20 protein-coding genes are annotated in these 21597 nt (G+C 53.8%); 8 read left to right on the forward strand and 12 right to left on the reverse strand.

Going from position 1 to position 21597, the window contains the following annotated elements:
- Window positions 1-3 precede the first annotated feature (3 nt).
- Together proP and KGP21_RS12365 are read right to left on the reverse strand one after the other, a co-directional pair.
- Window positions 4-1506 (reverse strand): glycine betaine/L-proline transporter ProP, encoded by a 1503-nt coding sequence (gene proP / locus KGP21_RS12360; protein ID WP_021178344.1) that lies wholly within the window; start codon window positions 1504-1506, stop codon window positions 4-6.
- A 433-nt stretch (window positions 1507-1939) separates the two neighbouring features.
- Entirely contained in the window at window positions 1940-2353 is a 414-nt protein-coding gene (locus tag KGP21_RS12365) for an Exc2 family lipoprotein (protein ID WP_223538368.1), read from the reverse strand.
- A gap of 144 nt (window positions 2354-2497) precedes the next feature.
- Between KGP21_RS12365 and KGP21_RS12370 the strand changes: the two genes are divergently transcribed.
- From KGP21_RS12370 to KGP21_RS29635, 3 genes are all read left to right on the forward strand, one after another.
- Complete coding sequence (locus tag KGP21_RS12370; RefSeq protein WP_021804748.1) at window positions 2498-2803, forward strand: hypothetical protein; 306 nt, start codon at window positions 2498-2500, stop codon at window positions 2801-2803.
- Window positions 2804-2922: 119 nt separating this feature from the next.
- The gene (locus tag KGP21_RS12375) at window positions 2923-3426 is read left to right on the forward strand and encodes a YlaC family protein (protein WP_059200541.1); all 504 of its coding nucleotides are present in this window, start codon (window positions 2923-2925) and stop codon (window positions 3424-3426) included.
- A 68-nt stretch (window positions 3427-3494) separates the two neighbouring features.
- Window positions 3495-3626 (forward strand): hypothetical protein, encoded by a 132-nt coding sequence (locus KGP21_RS29635; RefSeq protein WP_021178340.1) that lies wholly within the window; start codon window positions 3495-3497, stop codon window positions 3624-3626.
- Between the two features lie 417 nt (window positions 3627-4043).
- Here KGP21_RS29635 and KGP21_RS12380 read toward each other — a convergent pair whose 3' ends face one another.
- The 3 genes from KGP21_RS12380 to mdoC form a co-directional block, all read right to left on the reverse strand.
- The gene (locus KGP21_RS12380; protein WP_021804745.1) at window positions 4044-5765 is read right to left on the reverse strand and encodes a potassium/proton antiporter; all 1722 of its coding nucleotides are present in this window, start codon (window positions 5763-5765) and stop codon (window positions 4044-4046) included.
- A gap of 278 nt (window positions 5766-6043) precedes the next feature.
- Complete coding sequence (locus tag KGP21_RS12385) at window positions 6044-6268, reverse strand: hypothetical protein (RefSeq protein ID WP_021178338.1); 225 nt, start codon at window positions 6266-6268, stop codon at window positions 6044-6046.
- Between the two features lie 310 nt (window positions 6269-6578).
- Window positions 6579-7706 carry a glucans biosynthesis protein MdoC gene (gene mdoC, locus KGP21_RS12390; RefSeq protein WP_223538370.1) on the reverse strand — a complete coding sequence of 376 codons (1128 nt, stop codon included), beginning with the start codon at window positions 7704-7706 and terminating at the stop codon, window positions 6579-6581.
- A gap of 252 nt (window positions 7707-7958) precedes the next feature.
- Between mdoC and KGP21_RS12395 the strand changes: the two genes are divergently transcribed.
- The 3 genes from KGP21_RS12395 (at window position 7959) to KGP21_RS12405 (ending at window position 12402) form a co-directional block, all read left to right on the forward strand.
- The gene (locus tag KGP21_RS12395; RefSeq protein ID WP_037374882.1) at window positions 7959-9527 is read left to right on the forward strand and encodes a glucan biosynthesis protein G; all 1569 of its coding nucleotides are present in this window, start codon (window positions 7959-7961) and stop codon (window positions 9525-9527) included.
- Window positions 9520-12081 (forward strand): glucans biosynthesis glucosyltransferase MdoH, encoded by a 2562-nt coding sequence (gene mdoH / locus KGP21_RS12400; RefSeq protein WP_037374880.1) that lies wholly within the window; start codon window positions 9520-9522, stop codon window positions 12079-12081. Before KGP21_RS12395 ends, mdoH begins: the two co-directional genes overlap by 8 nt.
- An 81-nt stretch (window positions 12082-12162) precedes the next feature.
- Complete coding sequence (locus tag KGP21_RS12405; protein WP_021804741.1) at window positions 12163-12402, forward strand: YceK/YidQ family lipoprotein; 240 nt, start codon at window positions 12163-12165, stop codon at window positions 12400-12402.
- 3 nt (window positions 12403-12405) lie between these two features.
- Here KGP21_RS12405 and KGP21_RS12410 read toward each other — a convergent pair whose 3' ends face one another.
- Window positions 12406-12954: a GNAT family N-acetyltransferase gene (locus KGP21_RS12410; protein ID WP_209527595.1), complete on the reverse strand. Its 549-nt coding sequence runs from the start codon at window positions 12952-12954 to the stop codon at window positions 12406-12408.
- 98 nt (window positions 12955-13052) lie between these two features.
- Entirely contained in the window at window positions 13053-13430 is a 378-nt protein-coding gene (locus KGP21_RS12415) for a MysB family protein (RefSeq protein ID WP_021804739.1), read from the reverse strand.
- 175 nt (window positions 13431-13605) lie between these two features.
- Between KGP21_RS12415 and leuA the strand changes: the two genes are divergently transcribed.
- Window positions 13606-15273, forward strand: coding sequence for a 2-isopropylmalate synthase (leuA, locus tag KGP21_RS12420; RefSeq protein ID WP_021804738.1), 1668 nt, complete (start codon window positions 13606-13608; stop codon window positions 15271-15273).
- Here the strand turns inward: leuA and KGP21_RS12425 are convergent.
- Window positions 15245-16045, reverse strand: a complete 801-nt coding sequence (locus KGP21_RS12425) for a helix-turn-helix transcriptional regulator (protein ID WP_209527593.1) — start codon at window positions 16043-16045, stop codon at window positions 15245-15247. The two genes, leuA and KGP21_RS12425, sit on opposite strands and share 29 nt — an antisense overlap.
- A gap of 132 nt (window positions 16046-16177) precedes the next feature.
- On the opposite strand from KGP21_RS12425, the gene KGP21_RS12430 reads away from it, so the two are divergent.
- The gene (locus tag KGP21_RS12430; RefSeq protein WP_115158359.1) at window positions 16178-16576 is read left to right on the forward strand and encodes a VOC family protein; all 399 of its coding nucleotides are present in this window, start codon (window positions 16178-16180) and stop codon (window positions 16574-16576) included.
- A gap of 47 nt (window positions 16577-16623) precedes the next feature.
- Here the strand turns inward: KGP21_RS12430 and KGP21_RS12435 are convergent, their stop codons facing one another.
- The 4 genes from KGP21_RS12435 to KGP21_RS12450 form a co-directional block, all read right to left on the reverse strand.
- Window positions 16624-18177: a peptide MFS transporter gene (locus KGP21_RS12435; RefSeq protein WP_037374874.1), complete on the reverse strand. Its 1554-nt coding sequence runs from the start codon at window positions 18175-18177 to the stop codon at window positions 16624-16626.
- 477 nt (window positions 18178-18654) lie between these two features.
- Window positions 18655-19890: a multidrug efflux MFS transporter MdtG gene (gene mdtG / locus KGP21_RS12440; RefSeq protein WP_021804734.1), complete on the reverse strand. Its 1236-nt coding sequence runs from the start codon at window positions 19888-19890 to the stop codon at window positions 18655-18657.
- Window positions 19891-20077: 187 nt separating this feature from the next.
- Window positions 20078-20362 (reverse strand): YciI family protein, encoded by a 285-nt coding sequence (locus KGP21_RS12445; protein ID WP_021804733.1) that lies wholly within the window; start codon window positions 20360-20362, stop codon window positions 20078-20080.
- Window positions 20363-20421: 59 nt separating this feature from the next.
- A complete protein-coding gene (locus KGP21_RS12450) occupies window positions 20422-21342 on the reverse strand; it encodes a Kdo(2)-lipid IV(A) acyltransferase (RefSeq protein WP_024486561.1) in 921 nt (306 codons plus the stop codon).
- Between the last annotated feature and the right edge of the window lie 255 nt (window positions 21343-21597).

The raw sequence follows: 21597 nt of genomic DNA on the forward strand, positions 1-21597 counted from the left end.
GAATTAATCCAGTTTTGGATGCTGGTCGATCAGCGTTTGCTTTTTCTTCTCCAAATCGGCGATTTGCTGGCTGATATCTTCCACTTTCTGCTCGATATTATCGTAAGTTTCCTGCAGCAGCTCTTTGGCTTCTGAGCGGTCAGAGGCGGCAGGAGCAGCACCGCGCAGCGGCTTGTTGGCCGTTTCTTTCATATACAGGCCGGTAACCAGACCAATCGCGGCTACCACCATCAGATAATAGGCTGGCATATACAGGTTACCGGTGGTTTCGACCAGCCAGGCGGCCAGCGTTGGTGTGACACCCGCAACCAGTACCGAGATATTGAATGAAATCGCCAGCGCGCTGTAACGGATGTGGGTAGGGAACATCGCAGGCAGAATGGAGGCCATTACCCCGATAAAGGAGTTGAGCAACACGGCCAGTATCAACAGGCCAACAAAAATCAGGCCAATAACGTTACTGTTGATCAAGATAAAGCTAGGGATGGCCAGCACCAGCAGACCGAGGCTACCGCCAATGATGAAGGGTTTACGGCCAATGCGGTCGCTGGTCATGCCGACCAGTGGCTGGACGAACAACATACCTAGCATGATGGCAATGATAATCAGCACGCCGTGGTCTTCGGAATAGTGCAGGTTATGCGACAGGTAGCTTGGCATGTAGGTCAGCAGCATGTAGTAGGTCACGTTGGTTGAGATCACGATACCTACGCACACCAGCAGGCTTCTCCAGTGCTTGGTAGCGATCTCTTTGAACGAGGTTTTCGGCGGGTTCTCAATGGCCGCACGATCGTTCTGTTCCATTTTGTCCATATGCTGCTGGAACGCTGGCGTTTCTTCCAAGGCGTGGCGCAAATACAGGCCAATTATCCCCAGCGGTGCTGCCAGGAAGAACGGAATACGCCAGCCCCAGTCGAGGAAGTTGGCCTCACCCACGATGCTGGAGATAAGTACCACCACACCTGCCCCTAATACGAAGCCGGCGATGGAGCCAAAGTCGAGCCAACTGCCCATAAATCCGCGTTTACGGTCCGGTGAATACTCGGCCACAAAGATGGCTGCGCCAGAATACTCCCCACCGACGGAGAAGCCCTGTGCCAGTTTGGCCAGCAACAGCAGGATAGGGGCCCAGATGCCAATCGAGGCGTGGGACGGGATCAGGCCGATACAGAAGGTACTGATCGCCATAATAATGATGGTAACGGATAACACTTTCTGGCGGCCGAATTTATCGCCCATGGCACCGAAGAAGACACCGCCCAAAGGACGTACCAGGAAAGGAACCGAGAAGGTGGCCAGAGCGGCAATCATTTGCACGCCAGGCGAGGCGCCAGGGAAGAACACCTGGCCAAGTGCGTAGGCGACAAAGCCGTAAACACCGAAGTCAAACCATTCCATGGCGTTGCCTAACGCGGCGGCGGTAATGGCTTTTTTTAACTTGCTGTCATCAATAATAGTGATGTCATTAATCTGTAGTGGTTTATGCTTTTTTTTTCTTAGCTTCATAAATCATCCCATGCAAAATTGATCGTCGGCGAGTTCGTCGGCCCGCTCATTTTTATTGGTCAAGATATCAGTCAGGCTAATGTTACCTCTGTTTTGCAGATCGTCCTCGTGGTTTTTTTCTGAGAGTCTCATCACAATAATTAGGGTTTTAAACAAAAAAAGTCATCCTTAGGATTAGTTTTTCTTGTCATATAGCTTAGCGTTATCTGGAGCTTGAATCAAACCGAGTAAAAAAAGTTATGTTTTTCAGTGACTTTTACGGCGGGAAAGTCTGAGGGATGGGTGGATTTTCATCAATAAAGGGGGTTGAAAAGTGTTCAGTATGTCCCCGAACACCTGTCTACGATGTCCCCGAACAGTACAGGAATGATACAGAGTTAAGGCCCCCACACAGACGCAAGAGCAGAGGCGGTGCTGTTAGCTGGTCGTCTGGTTAAGGCTTGCCGTCATAGCCATCCCAGTAAGTGGCGATAGCATTTTCGAGCAGGATCTCGCGCTGTTTTTTCGGCGAGTCAGCCGTATAGGATTGATTATACATCGTCGCCTTTTGCTCTGATTCAGGTAAAAAATCAGGGTTGCGGAACTCATTCACCCTTTGCTGTGCCTGTTCACGGGTCAGTCCATCTTGGCGATCTTTTTTTCCTGTCTGGTAGAACTGCTCAAAGAATGGGATGGCGGCTTTCGTCGATTTTGAGATATCGGTGCGCGTATCAGGGCCGAAATGCGCCTCCGCCAACTGGAAGGTGGCATGGCGAGCGTGTCTTTCAACGCTACTTTGTGAGGCGGAGCAGGCGCAAAGCAACAGCGCGGCAAGCAACGGGATAGAACGATAACGTTTTGATGGCATGTGATGCTCCTTGTTATAGGTATTGAAGGTCCCAAAGGATGTGCCGCTATTCTATCCCAGTAGCAACATATTGAAACCCATCATGATAGCGCAACCCTTGCTACACTTATTACAGGCAGCATTGCCTGGTGAGTGGAGGTGGATATGTCTGATACCGAACTGCTTCAAGTGCTTTTGCAGCGTATAGAGGCATTGGAAGCCCGTGAACAGGCACTCACTGCGGCCTCCAATGCCTACCAGGCAATCATCACCACCATTTTGGGTAATATGGATAAAACAGCGTGCGACAAGGTGATTTCGATGATCGATCAGGCACATGAAATCGCCTATGTACGTGCTGCACATCGCTGTGACGAACCGCAGAAACGTAAAATCAAGCAGGCGGATGATGTTGCACAGCGTATGTTTATGGTCGCGCAGGGGCAGGGAAGGGCATCACAGTCACGCTGATCCTATAACAGTTTGCGGCGAATAATGCAGGAATTGATCTACCTCAATAAACTGTCATTGTGATAGCTTGGGCTGAGATTGGTGATAGTCACGATGCGCTGAGGCATTAAGGTATGGCGATGGATACGATTAAGAACATCCTGGTTGCGGAGATAGAACAGATTAACCGGCGGGAAGGGCGTGATGGTAAGCCGCGCTTCAACAGCGAGTTTGCACGTACCCATCGCTGGCTGTGTTTTGCCATGTTCGCTGGCTATTTTGCGGTGATCGCGGTGATGTACCCGGTGCCCTACATGGGGCTGTATTCGTTCCTGGGTTTTACTGCCTTTGTGCTGTTTATGTTTGCCATGCTGCTGATAGAAATCAAGCCGGTTTACCGCTTTGAGGACATCGGCGTACTGGATCTGCGAGTTTGTTACAATGGGGAATGGTACTTTACGCGCGCACTGTCGCCGCAGGCTATTGAGGCACTGTTGAACGAACCTACGGTAAGCTCGGTGTTGAAAACCCGTATGCAGGAAATCATCGCCAACAAGGGCGAGATTGATTTCTATGACGTTTACGATCTGGCTTATGCCAAAAAATTAGCTACCCCGTCAGTGCCACAAGCCGCGCTGAGCTGAATAGGTTGCACCGGTGTCGAGGTTGGCTATAATAGCCGTTGGCATGAGACTATTCTTAGGAAATAGCGATGAGTGATGATATTTTTGATTTTGACATTGATGATGAATTAGCCAAAGCAGAAAAAAATGCGGCACAGAAGGCTAGGGAAGTTCCTGAAATTCTTGAGGATGAAGAAGACTGCGAAGGCTGCAAAATCTGATTGAATTGCCAAAAAAACCGCTGCGGCGGTTTTTTTATGCCCGCCCGCCAGACATAGCCTCAATCCAGCACAAAACCCCAGATCAACAGCCCGGCCACGGTAACGAGGCACAGGGCAGAAACGGTCAGCAGCACCTTTCCCAGTAAATCTTTCTCTTGTTGTTTTTGCATCAGGTTACATCATCCAAGTAGTATTCGATGGACCAAATCGGCGATACCCAAATCCAGCAAGGCAACGCTTAAAGCGATGACGGTCAAGGCTGAAAAGAACTTCGTTTTGCTGCTCAAGATCTTATCCGACGGTTGATGTGCCGCAAACGGCCCACCTCAACGCTGGGGCGGGCATTAATGACTGTCATTAAGAGTTTTCCGGGCCGGATTAGTTCCCGCAAGGGAATGGTTAATGGCGATTAACGGGTTAATCGGTGACGATCTTGACGCCTATCTTGCTGATTTGATTAGCATCCATCTCCGCGATAGTCCAGGTCAAACCATCCCATTCCACCTGATCCCCCACCACGGCTTCGCCCCCGATTAACCGGCTAACGAACTGGCCGAGCGTTTGCTGATCGTCCACACCGTCTTGCAGATTCAGGCCGTAGACCTGAGAGATATCACTCAGGCGCGCATCAGATTGCAGAATGAAATCACCGAAGAACCGCTCATCCAGCGTAACCGTAGGTGCCTGGCTGAACAGTTTACCCAACGCAGGCAAATCGTGTTCATGGCCAATAACGCACAGGGTATCGCCTTCCAGCAAGCGGGTGCTGCCGCTAGGGTGTAACAGTTCTTTGCCACGGAACAGCGCGGCAATGTGCGTTCCCGGTGGCATCTTGAGTTCGCGTAGCGCCGCGCCAACGCACCAGTTTTCTGCGCTTAGCTGATAGACAAACTGCTCCCATTGGTTTTCCTGATGAACATCCAGCCCCACGCGGGAGATCGGGGCTAATGCCGGTGGCACCACCACCTTGGCCTTTTTGGCGGCAAAGGACAGCGAAGTGCCCTGCAACAGCAGTGAAACCAACACCACAAAGAACGCGACGTTAAAGAACAGATTGGCATTGGGTAGCCCGGCCATCATCGGAAACACCGCCAGGATCACCGGCACCGCGCCGCGTAAACCCACCCAGGAGATAAACATGCGTTCGCGCAGGTTGAAGTTGCGAAACGGCAGCAGGCCGATAAACACCGATATCGGGCGGGCAAACAATATCATCCACAGCGAGAGCAGCAGGGCAGGGATGGCGATAGGCAACAGGTCGTGCGGGTTAAGCAACAGCCCGAGCACCAGAAACATGCCGATTTGGCTCAGCCAGGCCAGGCCGTCGAAGGTTTGCACAATGCCGTGGTAGTTACGGATTGGGCGGTTACCCAGCAGCAGGCCGCACAGATAGACCGCCAGAATGCCGCTGCCATCCAGGGCCGTGGTCAATGCAAAGATCAAGATGCCGCCGCTTACCGCCAGCAGCGGATACAACCCTTCCGCCAGCTTGATGTGATTGATTAGCGTTATCAGCAACCAGCCTCCGCCCAGGCCGAGTACGATGCCCATGCCGAACTGTTGCAAGAGATGGACGATGAACATCCAGCTTAGCGAGGTTTCGCCAGCGGAAATCATGGCAATCAGGGTGATGGTTAAAAACACCGCCATCGGGTCGTTGCTGCCGGACTCAATTTCCAGCGTCGCGCTGACACGCTCGTTCAGGCCTTTGCCACCCAACAGTGAAAACACCGCAGCCGCATCGGTTGATCCAATAATGGCACCGATCAGTAGCCCCTGGATCAAATCGAGGTTAAACAGCCAGGCGGCGGCCAGGCCCGTCAGACCGGCGGTGATCAGTACGCCGATGGTAGCCAGTGACAATGCTGGCCACAGCGCGACACGAAAGGAGCTGACGCGAGTACGCATACCGCCGTCGAGCAGGATCACGGCCAGAGCCAGGTTACTGACCAGATAAGCGACGGGATAGTTATCGAAGGCGATGCCTCCAGGGCCGTCAACACCGGCCAGCATGCCTATCGCCAGGAAGATCACCAGAATGGGAATACCCAGGCGTGAAGAGAAAGAACTGAGCAGAATACTTGCTCCCACCAACACGGCACCGATGATGAACAAGCTATTGATCGTGCTGGCATCCAAAATAATGTTCTCCTGCGAGTTGAGCTGAAAGGGGGGGCGCCAAAGCAAAGACACCGCATCATAATAGCCTGTTTGTCCTGTGCAACGCCAAGGCTGATTGCCAAAAAAACGGTGTCATTATGGCTACTTGCCGCAAATTTTGATGAAAAGAGAGGTGAAAGGTGGGTATTGCGGTTTTTGTGCCTATTTATCAGCTCATTGAGGACGGTAGGAAACAGGTTATTGATGAAAAACCATTAACCCCCCAGCAGGAGGCTTAATGGTTAGCAGGCGGGAGGTTAGTGATCGAGTGATTGCAGAGCACGCTTGATTAATTCGGCTGCCAGTTTCCTTTCGGCCTCAGAGATCCCGTCCAGGTTGAGGCTGGAAAGCTCGGTGACCAATACGCTGCGATCTTTGCCACTGATAGAAGAATCCAGTGCGGACAGCAGTCTACCCAAGATTTTCAGTAGTGTGGCGTTTTCTGCTACGGCTTCGGTTGCCGCGGTCGGTTTATCGGTCATTAAAAATCCTCTCTGTCGTGACGGAAGGGAAATGTTACCGGCGCACGCGATGGTGATGCGCCATCCCTTAGGGTTCGTGAGCCCAATCGCTACCGTAAGGCAGGGATGTGGATTTTTTCTTATGCACGGTAGTTATAACAACTCACCGCAATATGCTCCAGCACAACTTTGCATCAACGGGTCGTGATAGGTTGAGCACTATGTGCCTGACCACCGATCAATTATAGCTAAGCGGGCGCAGCATGCGGTCTCCTTGAGAGGGCCACATTATGTTTGCAGGGCGCTGCAAGCAACGCCCTTACACAGGAGGTTAGGCTTTACCAGAGAACAGGAAGCGTAACAGCGGGATGCGCTTGTGCAATTCATATAACAGGAAGGCGCAAGCAAAGACGAACACCAGACCCAGCAGGAAACCCAGCAGATTATTATAGATCAGCGGAGTCACGAAGGCGCCGTATATCAGCGTCAGCGGATGGTGAACCAGATAGATAAACAGCGAAGCGTTGACCAGATAGGTAATGCGGGGCGAATGGAAATCGAGCAGCGCATGGCCAAATGCGAACACCACGTTGGCCATCAGGACCCCGAGCACGGCTTTGATCATGATCTCCAGTTCAAACCCGAAGCTGCTGTGCGCCAGCAGTTTCTGGTTGAGCATGTAGGCTACCAACAGCAGCAGTGAGCCCAGTACGGCTGGCCACGAGGGTTTGAGGAACACCGCTTTCAGCCAGGAGTACTTAAACGCATAGGCACCCACAATGAAGAACGGCAGGTAGAACAGGGTTTCCATCACCACGAAGTTGAACAGACCGTTAGACAGTAAATGCGGGGCGGTGATTAAAATAATGCGATGAAACACGCCGTATATAAAGGCATACAATAAAAACCACAATGAGATATTGCTGAGAGTGGTCATTTTATTTATTGGCCGCGGTGCCATCGGCGTTTTTATCGCCTTAATTTTTTTAAACAGATAAAAACAGGCGCAGGTCAATAAGCACAAGGTTAATAAAAACCACAGATGGGAGACCAACTCCCAAACCGCCACGTTTATTTTTTGATAAAGGGTAAAATCATCCCAACCGGTTAATTTATCGGTGTAGTTCTTGAGTAAAAAAAACTGTGGCAGGGTAATCAATGGGATAGAGCTCAACAGCGGAATGGCAACCCGCTCCAGGCGTACCTTCAACCAGCGGTGGCTGTCATAGCGTTCATACAGCATGTAGGAGAAGTAGCCGGAGATAATGAAGAACACCTGCATGCGAAAGGCGTGAATAAAGTCGTTCAGCACCGTCAGCGAAAACGACGGGGCCGCGCTGTTTACCGCCCACGAGTGGCTGGAGTAAATCAGAGAAAGATGAAAAGGAATGCCCAGCAGCATCAAATAGGCCCGGATCGAATCCAGGAAAAACTCGCGCTGGTTAGTGCTGTTAGTCATAGGTTACCGCTGGTGGTTGCATCAGGGGAGTGTAAACCCGCTTAATAAGTCGGCAATGGGGTAATCGCAAACTCAAACCCTACTATAGCGACCGACATTTTTCCATAGCGTCTTGGAGCACGGCTTGCTACGCTGCACAACTGCTTAAACTCTAGGCCGTAAACATCAGCACACGTTTATCATGTTGTCGGCGAGCAGAATAATCCATTAATATGGATTTTGAATATTTTGAGCACACGAATAGGGGGGGATGTGCTAGTAAATCTATTATCAAAAAAACCACACGCCACGAGCGTACGTTGGTTAGGTGCTACCGTTTTATGCACGTTGTTGAGTTCGCAGGCTTGGGCTTTTTCTATCGACGATGTGGCCAAACAGGCACAGGATCTGGCAGGAAAAGGCTTTGAAGCCCCGAAGAGCAACCTTCCTTCTCAGTTTCGCGATATGAAGTTCGCGGACTATCAGCAGATCCAGTTCAATCACGATAAAGCCGTGTGGAGTAAGCTGAAAACCCCTTTCAAGCTTGAGTTCTACCATCAAGGGATGTACTTCGACACGCCGGTTACCATCAATGAGGTCACGGCCACCAGCGTCAAAGAGATCAAATACAGCCCGGACTATTTCAACTTTGGCCCCGTCAAGCACGATCCCGACTCGGTGAAGAAGCTCGGTTTCGCCGGGTTTAAAGTGCTCTATCCGGTCAACAGTGCGGATAAGAACGACGAAATCATGAGCATGCTGGGCGCCAGCTATTTCCGCGTAGTGGGTAAAGGGCAGGTTTATGGGCTTTCTGCCCGTGGGCTGGCGATTGATACCGCCTTGCCATCTGGCGAAGAGTTCCCGCGTTTCCGCGAGTTCTGGATCGAACGTCCTAAGCAGGGCGACAAACACCTGGTGATTTATGCCTTGCTGGATTCTCCACGTGCTACCGGCGCTTATCGTTTTGTGGTTTACCCCGGCCGCGATACCACGGTAGATGTCCAGTCCAAAGTGTTCCTGCGCGACAAAGTGGGCAAGTTGGGTATGGCACCGTTGACCAGCATGTTCCTGTTCGGGCCGAGCAATCCTTCGCCAACGCTGAATTACCGCCCGGCGCTGCATGACTCCAACGGTCTGTCTATCCATGCCGGTAACGGCGAGTGGATCTGGCGTCCGCTGAACAATCCTAAGCACCTGTCCGTCAGCACTTACAGCATCGAAAACCCGAAAGGTTTTGGTCTGCTGCAGCGTGGCCGTGATTTCCGTGATTACCAGGACCTGGACGATCGTTACGATCTGCGTCCAAGCGCCTGGGTTGAGCCGCGCGGCGATTGGGGCAAAGGCAAGGTTGAGCTGGTAGAGATCCCAACTGCGGATGAAACCAACGATAACATCGTGGCGTTCTGGACGCCGGACGTGTTGCCTGATGCAAAAACGCCGTTGGCCTTGAACTACCGCCTGTACTTCACCCGCGACGAAGAGAAGCTGCATTCACAGGATATCGGCTACGTGGGTAAAACCATGCGTTCAACCGGTGATGTGAAGCAGTCAAACCTGATCCGCGAGCCGGACGGCAGCGTGGCCTTCCTGGTTGACTTCGTCGGTCCGGCACTGAAAGCGCTGGATGCCGATACGCCGGTGGCTTCTCAGATCAGCATTGGTGACAACGGCGAAATGGTGGAAAACAGCGTTCGCTATAATCCGGTCACCAAAGGCTGGCGTTTGACGGTGCGTCTGAAAGTGAAAGACGAGAAACAGCCGGTAGAAATGCGTGCTGCGTTGGTCAACGGTGACAAGACCTTGACGGAAACCTGGAGCTATCAGCTACCTGCCAATGAATAAGTCTACTGAAACTGCCCAGGAATATCTTGCGGCAATGCCCCTGACCGATGAGCGGTCAGGGGTGCTCAAACAACAAGTGATGGCGGGTGATACCCCGGCACTGGAGGCTTTGCATCGGCAGATGGGAGCCGCTGATGTCAATGTGGCGTCGCTGCCTGCCGATGACATTGCCCTGGCCTCGGTCAAGGCACGCATCAGCCAGGCTTGGCCGGATGCTGTCGATGATGACGATTTTGATTGTGACCCGGAAGGGCGCACCATCCTGAAAGCCACGCCGCCGGTAAAACGGACCACCATGTTCCCTGAAGCCTGGCGCACCAACCCGGTGGGGCGTTTCTGGGATACTCTGCTGGGCCGTAAGACGCACAATCGTCATGCCAGCAAAGAAGAAGCCGAGGCGGAAAACCGCTGGCGTATTGTCGGTTCAATGCGCCGTTACGTGCTGTTGATCCTGATGTTGGTGCAAACCGGTATCGCCACCTGGTACATGAAAACCATCCTGCCTTATCAGGGCTGGGCGCTGATCGATCCTATCGCCATGTTCGATCAGGATCTGATGCAGTCGATGTTGCAAATATTACCTTATCTTTTGCAGACCGGTATTCTGATCCTGTTTGCCATTCTGTTCTGCTGGGTCTCTGCCGGTTTCTGGACGGCGCTGATGGGGTTCCTGCAACTGCTGATTGGCAAAGATAAATACAGCATTTCTTCGACTATCAAAGGTGATGAGCCGATCGACCCAGCGCACCGTACCGCGTTGATCATGCCGATCTGTAACGAAGATGTCGAACGGGTCTTTGCCGGGTTACGGGCAACCTATGAGTCGGTGAAGGCGACGGGTCAGCTCGAGCATTTCGATATCTATGTGCTGAGCGACAGTTACGATCCCGATATCTGCGTCGCCGAACAGAAAGCCTGGATGGAACTGTGCCGCGATGTTGAGGGCCACGGCCGTATCTTCTACCGCCGTCGCCGCCGTCGTGTGAAACGCAAGAGCGGCAACATCGACGACTTCTGCCGTCGTTGGGGCGGTGAGTACAGCTACATGGTGATCCTGGACGCGGACAGCGTGATGAGCGGCGAGTGCCTCACCGGTCTGGTGCGCTTGATGGAAGCCAACCCGAACGCCGGTATCATCCAGTCTGCGCCAAAAGCCTCAGGCATGGATACGCTGTATGCCCGTGTGCAGCAGTTCGCCACGCGCCTCTATGGCCCGTTGTTCACCGCTGGTCTGCACTTCTGGCAGTTGGGCGAATCCCATTACTGGGGTCATAACGCCATCATCCGGGTAAAACCCTTTATCGAGCACTGCGCGTTGGCACCGTTGCCGGGTGAGGGCTCGTTTGCCGGTTCCATCCTCTCCCATGACTTTGTGGAAGCCGCACTGATGCGTCGTGCTGGCTGGGGCGTGTGGATCGCCTACGATCTGCCGGGCAGTTATGAAGAGTTACCGCCTAACCTGCTGGACGAGCTGAAACGCGACCGCCGCTGGTGTCATGGCAACCTGATGAACTTCCGTCTGTTCCTGGTAAAAGGCATGCACCCGGTACACCGCGCAGTGTTCCTGACAGGCGTGATGTCCTACCTGTCGGCACCGTTGTGGTTTATGTTCCTTGCGCTGTCCACTGCCTTGCAGATAGTGCATACCCTGGTGGAGCCACAATACTTCCTGCAACCCCGGCAGTTGTTCCCGGTGTGGCCACAGTGGAAGCCAGAGTTGGCGATTGCGCTGTTCTCTACCACCATGGTGCTGCTGTTCTTACCGAAGTTGCTGAGTATCGTGCTGGTCTGGGCAAAAGGCTCGAAGCAGTACGGCGGGCCGATCCGGCTGCTGATCTCCATGCTGATGGAAGTGATGTTCTCAGTGCTGTTGGCGCCGGTGCGCATGCTGTTCCATACCGTGTTTGTGGTCAGCGCCTTCCTGGGCTGGGAAGTGGTGTGGAACTCGCCGCAGCGTGATGATGATGACACCCCTTGGGGCGAAGCCTTCAAGCGTCACGGTTCGCAAATGTTGCTGGGGCTGGTTTGGGGCGGCGGCATGGCATTGCTGGATCTGAACTTCCTGTGGTGGCTGTCACCGATCGTCTTCTCGCTGATCCTGTCACCGTTTGTTTCGGCGCTGTCGAGTCGCGCTACGCTCGGTCTCAAGAGCAAGCGAGCCAAGCTGTTCCTGATCCCGGAAGAGTACGATCCGCCGCGTGAGCTGGTTGCCACAGACACCTATCTGCAGCTTAATCGCCAGCGTGCCTTGCGCAACGGTTTTATGCATGCTGCGGTGGACCCGTCCTACAACGCCTTGGCTGCCGCGCTGGCAACGGCTCGTCACCATCTGCGCGCCATTATCGATCGGACGCGGGAAGAGCGGGTGAACGAGGCGCTGGAAGTAGGGCCAGAGAAGTTGGCGAAAGCCAAACGCCTTGAGCTGCTAAGCGATCCGGTGGCGTTGTCACGCCTGCATCAGCGCATTTGGCTGCTGCCGCAGGGCGAGGCTTGGCGCGAACATTATCGGCAATTACCGCATAATGAACTGGCTCACCCCGTCGGCCAACGCTGACGATTAGTATTAATTAAAGGGGAATGCGCACTGCGTGTTCCCCTTTTTCGTTTCAATCTCAAAAAAGTTTGGATGTTGAAAATGGCTTCACTAGTCCGTCTGGCACTGTTGGCCGCTATGGCGACGACATTATCTGGCTGCGGTAGCATTATCAGCCGTACGGTGCCTGGTGCAGGCCACGGGCACCAATATTATCCAGGGGTGCAATGGGATTTGCGTGATACTCCCTGGCGCAGTGTTATGGTGATTGATGTACCGCTCTCGCTGGTGGTGGATACCTTTATGCTGCCGTTTGATGCTCAGCACGGGCCTTACGAATAGGTTCTAGCCTCTGGTTGCGAAGACCACCAGTTGATAGCTTTGGTTATTGCAATCGAAAGTGGTCAACGCCGTCATTCCCAGGCCAGCGACATGGGCGGCCAGCGAGTGCGGGTTATCCTCATTAACAAACAGCGCGCCAACGTCAAAATCCTGCTGAGTTCGCGCTTTCACCGCTGTAAACAACTGGCGTAGCACGCCTTTTCCCCGCCAATCGGCACTCAGGCATACCGGGCCGTACAGAAATACCCGTTGTTGATCCAATGCCTGGTTTTGAAACCGCTGTGTGGCCAACGTGTGCAGCATGGCATCCACTACCGGCGGTCGGGGTTGGGCGTCGGTTGGCATCAGGCAGACAAAACCAGCCAACTGTTCTTCTTCGGTAGCGATCAAAATACCCAGGCCGCTGTTGATACTTGCCAGCTGTTTTTCGTTCATCTGCGAGACGATAAAGCCCTGTTGCCGCTGCTGGGGGCTAAGTTGCTCTGGAGTATTTTGCGCCTGTAGCGCCAGAATTGCGGGATAATCACTGGGAACCGCTTGCCTGATGAGCATGATACCTGCCTGTGTCAAGGGGGAGAATGTAGTAGCATGCAATGCGTAGCCAGGGGCGTCAAGGCGAGGGTGGGCGACCAGGCGCCCACCCAACTGGCTCAACGTTCATCCCATTCGTCGGCAGCGCTCTGGCCTTCTTCAGTATCCAGCGGAGGATCGAGCTGAAAATCCCCTTCCTCCCACTCATGCAGCGTATTTTCGTTGATCCACTCGGCGCGGATCTCAATTTCGTCGTAGTCACCGTCAAAAATGGCCTGGGCGGCAGCACCGCTGCGCATCGTCATGCATTCGACAGACTCACCTTCCTCTTCGAAAAACTCGGCCTGCCACATCGTATCGCCATCCAGCATGATGTATTTCTGCAGGTTAAACTGTTGGGGTACCGGCGGCTCATCATCATCGCCGCCTTCCGCCGTTTCGATAAACTCTTCGCGAGCGGCTTCGATCGCTTCTTCCAGCGTGGCATACAGGCTCATGCTCATCTCCTTTTTCAATCATCTTGGGGAACATCAGCATTAATTGTTGTCGCATCGTCGCAGGATGCAAATTTTTTGTTGTCCGTTTTGCGACGATGATTGTCCATCAGCCGGGAGACGCCTGGCTACGGGCAGGAAATAATGGCTACCCCCTTTGGTCTGTAGGAGAATCAGGATGTTAGCCAACCCAGCAAGCAAGTACCGGCCGTTCCCGGCCATCGATTTACCCGATCGTCAGTGGCCGGGGCGTACCCAGCAGCAGGCACCGCGCTGGTGTTCCAGCGATCTGCGTGACGGCAATCAGGCGTTGGCCGAGCCGATGGATAACGCTCGCAAGCTACAGTTCTACCAACTGTTACTGGCCTGCGGGTTTAAGGAAATCGAGGTGGCTTTTCCTTCCGCATCGCAAACCGATTTTGACTTTGTGCGTCACTTGATCGAGCAACGGCTGATCCCGGATGACGTCTCAATCCAGGTGCTGACGCAGTCGCGCGACGATCTGATCGATCGCACGATGGAGTCGTTACAAGGGGCTCCACGTGCCATCGTGCATCTGTATAACGCCACCGCCCCGATGTTTCGCGATATCGTTTTCAAGCAGGACAAGGCCGCTACCGTGGCGCTGGCGGTGAATGGCGCACGCCGTATTCGCCAATGGTGCGATCGACATCCGGAAACCGACTGGTGCTTCGAGTACTCTCCAGAGACTTTCTGCTTTACCGAGCTGGAGTTTGCCCTGCAAATCTGTGAGGCGGTGGCGGACGTGTGGCAACCTGAACGCCTGCGGCCCATGATTATCAACCTGCCGGCCACCGTGGAGGTAAGTACCCCGAACATTTATGCCGACCAGATCGAATGGTTCTGTCGCCACTTCAGCCAGCGGAAGCAGGTGACCATCAGCGTGCATCCGCATAACGATCGCGGTACCGGTGTTGCTTGCGCCGAGTTGGCCATGCTGGCGGGGGCTGACCGAGTGGAAGGCTGCCTGTTTGGCAACGGCGAACGCACGGGCAATGTCGATCTGGTGACGTTAGCGCTCAATTTGTACACCCAGGGCATCGCGCCAGGGTTGGACTTCAGCCGGTTGAAGGAAGTGGTTGAAGTGGTGGAGCAGTGCAACCAGTTACCGGTACATCCGCGCCATCCTTATGCCGGTGAGTTGGTGTTTACCGCGTTCTCGGGTTCGCATCAGGACGCCATCAAGAAAGGCTTTGCCGCCCAACAGCAGCGTGAAGATGGGTTATGGCAGGTGCCTTATCTGCCGCTTGATCCGGCGGACGTGGGGTGCAGCTATGAGGCGGTGATCCGCGTTAACAGCCAGTCTGGCAAAAGCGGTGCCGCGTGGTTGCTGGAGCAGAATCATGGATTGCGTTTGCCACGTGGCTTGCAGATCGATTTCAGCAAAGTGGTGCAACAGGCCACGGATGAAAGCGGCAAGGAGATGACGGTGGCGGAAATCTGGCGACTGTTCCGCAACAGTTACGGATTGGTGGAACAGCCGCGCTTACAGCTGCTCAGCTATCAAACGCAAAGCCAGGGTGGGGCGGCTTACAGCTTTACGGCGCAGGTGGCTCTGGCGGGGGAACCCATGCAGTTGCAAGGCAGCGGTAATGGGCTGTTGTCCAGCGCGGTAGATGCGTTATGCCAGCGCTTTGGCCTGGTGCTGGCTATCGACGATTACCATGAACACACCCTGGGGCATCAGAGCCATAGCCGGGCAGTAACCTATATCCGTTGTACCCCAGCAAGGGGGGAGGCAATTTACGGCGTAGGGATTGACGCCGACTCGGCCAGTGCCTCGCTCCAGGCTCTGTTCAACGTGGCTGGCCGCTGTTTGCCGTGATCGCTGGCTGAGCCTGGGCAAAATAGGTGCTGGGGGAAACGCCAAGCAGGCGGCGGAACATGGCGCTAAACGCGCTGGGGCTGTCATAGCCCAGATCCAAAGCCACCTCCAGCACCGATCTTCCGGCGGCCAGGGCGTTGAGCGCCGCCAGCAGGCGGGCACGACGCACCCAGTCGCTAAAGCGTAGGCCAGTCTCACGTTGGAAGCGACGGGACAGCGTACGGCCACTGACGTTGATGTGCTGCGCCGCCAGCTCCAACTCCCAAGGCTGCGCCAAAGATTGCTGAATGTGCTGGCACAGGGCCAATAAGACGCCATCGCGTGGCTCGGGAAGGTGTAGGGGCAGGATCGGCAGCATACGCAACTCATCGAGGATCAGTTCCATAATACGTTCTTCTCGTCCGCCGGGCCGGTAGCCGAGCTGAATATCCATCGCGCTGATAATCAGTTCACGCAATAAGGGAGAAATCTGCACAACCTGGCACTGAGCAGGTAAATCGGCACGGGCCAGGGGATCGACGAACAGCGTGCGTATCGCCACGTTACCGCTAAAACGCAGATTATGTTCCACTTTGGCCGGTAACCAAACGCCACGGCCTGGGGGGGCTACCCAACTGCCCACGTGTGTATTCACCTGTACCACACCGCTAAGGCTATGGATCAGTTGAGCGCAGTTGTGGCTGTGATCCGGTTCGCTATCACCATCCTGATAGTCCTTTGAAAATGGCACGATAGACTGATTCTCTGGGAGAAAATCGACGTTAAACAGCATTGTTTCTCCTCTGGATCCTGATGACGTGTCTGTTGCAGCATGCCATGTCTTGCCGCTACCGCAAAGCGCATTTCCTGTACGCCGTTTTGCCATGAAACGGCTTAGGCTAGCTGTTTGCCAACGGGAGGAAATATGGAGCTTGCCAACGCGGTATTACGGATCGCCCGGCCCACCGATCATTTGGCCGCGATTGCCAAAATGTATTGCCAGGGGCTCGGGTTTGAACAACTGGGTGAGTTTGCAAATCACCAGGGGTTCGATGGCATTATGCTTGGCCATCCGCGCCATGCCTATCATCTGGAATTCACTCATCACCGTGGTGTACTGGTTGGACGCGCACCGACACAGGACAACCTGTTGGTATTTTATGTGCCGGAAATAACATGTTGGCAGAGAAGGTGCGATCGGATGCTAGCCAGTGGTTTTGAACGAGTGCAGGCCTACAACCCTTATTGGGATGTGCATGGACAAACGTTTGAAGATTTGGATGGTTATCGCGTGGTGTTGCAAGCACGTGCCTGGCAGGCATAAAAAAGCCAGCGCTTTGCGCTGGCTAAAGGCTGATTACTTAGTGTCTATCAGGCATGCGTGACCGGTTTGTCACCGCTTTTGCCCTGGGTGTTTTCCAGCATGCGGCGGATCGGGACGATCAGCAGGATAAGCACGGCGGCACAGATCACCAGAGCAATAGAGCAGCGGGCGAACAGGGTTGGCAGCATGTCCAACTGATCCGCTTTCACGTGGCCACCGATCAAGCCCGCGGCCAGGTTGCCCAGCGCGCTGGCACAGAACCACAGGCCCATCATCTGGCCACGCATTCTATCCGGTGCCAGAAGCGTCATGGTCGCCAGGCCAATCGGGCTCAGGCAAAGCTCACCCAGCGTCAGCATCAGGATACTGCCCACCAGCCACATCGGTGACACGCCAGCGCCGCCATTGCCCAACACTTGTTGCGCGGCCAGCATCATCAGGCCAAAGCCTGCGGCGGCAAACAGAATACCAATCACGAATTTGGTGATGCTGCTCAGGCGGATTTTGTTACGGGCCAGAGCCGGCCAGGCCCAACTGAAGATTGGCGCCAACAGGATAATGAACAGTGCGTTAATCGATTGGAACCATACCGCCGGGATCTCGAAGTCGCCGATCATGCGGTTGGTGTAATCGTTAGCAAACAGGTTGAACGAGGTCGGTTTCTGTTCGAAGGCCGACCAGAAGAAGGCGGCAGAAATCAGCAGGATAAAACAGACCAGCAGACGCGCACGTTCTTTACGGCTCAGGCCGGCAAAGAAGAACAGGTAGATAAAGTACAGCGTGACCGAGGCGGCGATGACGTAAACCAGCATACTGGCAACGGCGACCGGATTAATGACGATGATGCCTTGTGAGATCATAATCACGATCGCGGCAACGCCTACGGCCAGCGCAATCAGCCAGGCACCCACGCCATTTTTCTTGGCAACCGGGCTATTCCAGGTTGAGTCCAGACCCACTTCGCTGTCATAGCGCTTCATGGCCGGTACGGCGAACACACGGAAAATCACCAAGGCCACCAACATCCCGATACCACCGATGCCAAAGCCCCAGTGCCAACCGTGTGAGCGGATCAGCCAGCCGGAAATCAGCGGGGCGATAAAGGAGCCCATGTTGATACCCATGTAGAACAGCGAGAAGCCACCGTCACGGCGTGCATCGCCTTTTTTGTACAGGGTACCGACCATCACCGAGATACAGGTTTTGAACAGGCCGGAACCGAGCACGATAAACATCAGGCCGACGAAGAACAGGTCGTTGCCCATAATAGCGGACAGGGCAATCGACAGGTGGCCCAAAGCGATCAGAATCGAACCGTACCAAACGGCTTTTTGCTGGCCGAGCCAGTTATCGGCTAACCAGCCACCCGGCAGTGCCGCCAGGTACATACTGCCAGCAAAGATACCGACGATCGCCGAGGCGTTTTCGCGCGCCAAACCCATGCCGCCGTCATAAACCGTGGCGGCCATAAACAGGATCAGTAACGGACGAATGCCATAAAACGAGAAGCGCTCCCACATTTCAGTGAAGAACAGCGAGCCGAGAGGATATGGATGGCCGAGGAACGTCCGGCTTTCTTTCTGATTAACAGAGGATTGCATAAAGTCTTCCCAATATAATGTGCTGCGCGCCGGCAGCAGATACTGTGGTATGTCTGTGTCTGTAAGTGAGGTAATCCCGCTGATGCGGATTACCTGACAAAACCTCAGCCGCAGTGCCTATTAAGCTTGAAAACCCTGCAGGCTATTTTATTCACTTGGTCAGAATGTTACTTCTGGCGTGATATTATTTAACCATTTGATAACTGAATGGTGGCTTTGTCTAGTACCTGTATCCCATTTTTTAGACGAAAAGTCGACAAACATCTACTTTATTGGTTTTTATGTTGGTTGTGGCGTTATTTTCATTGACAGGTGGTTTATTGCTCTGTTTGTGATTTTTATGTATAAAAACAAGGTGTTAATAATATTATTCTTCGAGATTGGGGGCGGGATGAAGCGGGATGGTAACAATAGTAAAAGTAAGGGAAACGGGGTTTGGGCAATATTTATCAGAACAACTGGCGATAAATAGCGCTATTACTCTTCTTGCAACGTGTCTTCACGCGTTCTGGCTGGCCGCCGCTGCAGACACCACCAGGAATAGAACGCGTTAAATAGCACCACCAGCGCTGTCATGCAGAATACCGCGCGGAATCCATAGCTGGCAGAAACGGCAGCGCCGAGCAGTGGGCCGCTAACGTTGCCGATATCTCGGAAAGATTGGTTATAGCTGAATATTCGCCCGGCAACCTGATTGGTACAGTTGTAGATGAGTAAGGTTTGCACAGCAGGCAACAGTGCGCCATCGGCAGCGCCGAGCAGGAAGCGCAATACGCCGAGTTGCCACGGTGTCTGGACAAAGGCCATCGGGATCAGCAACAGCACGGAAATCACCAGCATAAACACCAGGATCCGCTCTGGGCCGATCCTGTCGCCCAGTTTTCCCAGCCGTGGCGCACTCATCAAGGCGGCAACGCCGGGTACCGAAGCGATCAAACCGCTGACAAATGCCAGATTACTGATGTTGCCCGCCAGTTCGCGCACGTAAAGCGTGAGGATTGGGGCAATCGAGCCAGTGGCGATCTGGATAATCATGGTGGTAACAAACAGGCTGAGGATCAGCTTGGGGCTTTTGAGCGAGGCAAACACCTGGCGCGCATGCAGCATGTCTTTTTTCTGTACCGGAGTGAACTGTTCTCGTACGCAGAACAGCGTCAGCAGGAAACAGATAAACAGTACCGTGGCGGTGATGAAGAACACGGGGCGCAGGCCATATTGGTCAGCCAGCAAACCGCCAATCAATGGGCCAATCAGGGCGCCACTGACGCCGCCGGTCGATAGAGTGCCCAGCGCCCAGCCGCTGCGATGGCGCGGCACCTGGGTAGCAATCAGCGCATTGGCGTTGGGAATAAAGCCGCCGAGCAGCCCCAGCACCGCGCGCAGTGCCAGAAACTGCCAGATGTTCTGCGCCATGCCCATCAGCACCATTACAATGCCCATTCCCAGCGCAGAACGCAGCAACATCAGCTTACGCCCACGGCGATCGGCGAGACTGCCCCAGAACGGTGAGGCAATAGCGGAGAACAGGAAAGTGATACTGAATACCAATCCGGACCACATATTCAGCGACTGATGGCCGGTAACACCAAGAGCTTCAACGTAAAGCGGCAGGAACGGCATGATCAGGCTAAAGGCCGCACCGGTCAGAAAGCAGCCCAGCCAGGTGATGAACAGGTTACGTTGCCAATTGATAGGTTCTGCTGCCGGGGCCATAGGTTTCCGTGCGGGGGAAGATATGCCTGGCGATTACGCAAGGCAAAAAAAGTTAGCCTGGTAAGTATGCGCCTAATAACGCAGGTTATCAATTGAGCAACTGTGTGATTTTGCGTGAAAATGAAATAAAGTTTTAAAACAGGGAATGACAATTATTCCCGCGCAGGACAACGCGGGAACGAGGGTTTCAGACACCGGCCAAGGCTTCGAATCCGGCGTTGGTGGTGGTGAGAGCGACGTTTGTCACCTCATAATTGGCCACGGCGACGAAGGGATCTTCTGCCAGGATGGCATCCAGCTTGGAGCGCTCCATGTCTTTTACCAGGATCACGCCGCCAGTACGTGGGTTCTTACGGCCAGAGGCAATAAAGCTGCCAGCTTGAAAATGGTGCTTCAACCAGGCGATATGCCCTTCAAGATGGCCTTCTACTTCTTCAATCGGGCGGTGGTAGGTCAGGCTGACGATATACATAGAAGCTCCTGTTGCTGGGAAAGCGACAATATCATGCGGGCCATCTCGGCCCGTAGCGATTAATAGAGAGAAGGCTCACCTTCTGGGCGGGTCTTGAAGCGGCGGTGTAGCCACATATATTGATCCGGCGCCATCAGGATCTCTTTTTCTACCACCTTGTTCATAAAGGCTGCAGCCTCGACTTCGTTATCCAGCGGGAAATTTTCCACTGCTGGCTGCATGATGAGTTCGTACCCTTTACCTTCTGGCAGGCGGCGTGGCGTAAAGGGAATGATCGCCGGTTTCCCCATGCGTATCAACACATAGCTGCCGGTGGTGGTCGCTGCTTTTTCCACTGCAAACAGCGGGGCAAACACGCTGCTGCGCGGGCCGTAGTCATGATCCGGTGCGTACCAGATGATCTCACCCTGTTTCAGGGCGCGGATCATCCCTTTGACGTCTTTACGATCCAGCATGGATTTGTTCGAGCGCATACGGCCCCAGGTCTGTAGCCAGTCCATCAGCTTGTTGTCGTGTGGACGGTAGACGCCGATCCCCGGATTGTGGATGCCAAAGATACGAGCACCCAACTCCAGCGTCAGGAAGTGCAGGCCGATCAGCAGCACCCCTTGATGATTGTCCCGTGCCTTTTGAATGTGCTCCAGGCCGCTGACGCTGAACCAGCGCTCGATACGCCAGTTGGGCCAAAACCAGGCCATGCCGGTTTCAAACAGCCCCATCCCCACGGATTCGAAGTTCTTGGCGATCAACGCATCACGTTCGGCTCTCGGCATATCCGGAAAGCACAGCTCCAGATTACGCTCAGTTATCGCTCGCCGGCGTTTGAGGAAACGCATTGAAAAGCGACCTAATCCGGTCCCCAAACGATAAATGATTGGGTAGGGCAGCAGGACCAGCAGGTAGAGTAAGGCGATGCCAAACCAGGTAAGCCAGTAGCGTGGATGCAGTAAAGATCGATTGAAAGAAGGAACTTGCGTCATAGGTTCTCAGCTTAGAAGCAGTCATTTAACAGTAATAACAGATAAAATGCATAGGCACGTCGAGTTGCCATAAGTCTTGTTGTGGGTCGCCATCAGAATTTTTTGCTGGCCACGGGTTGCTTGAACGACTCGGTCTATGCAATGGTTTTCTGCCGTTTATAGTAGCGTATTGTGACATTTTTCTTATGTAACAGGAAAACTCACCGCATTAAAACACCCTTTTTAGGCCTAAATTAGGTGCGGTTGTTGGTTTTT

Origin of the sequence: Serratia sp. JSRIV004 (assembly GCF_019968705.1) — a bacterium.
Classification (GTDB): Bacteria; Pseudomonadota; Gammaproteobacteria; order Enterobacterales; family Enterobacteriaceae; genus Chania; species Chania fonticola_B.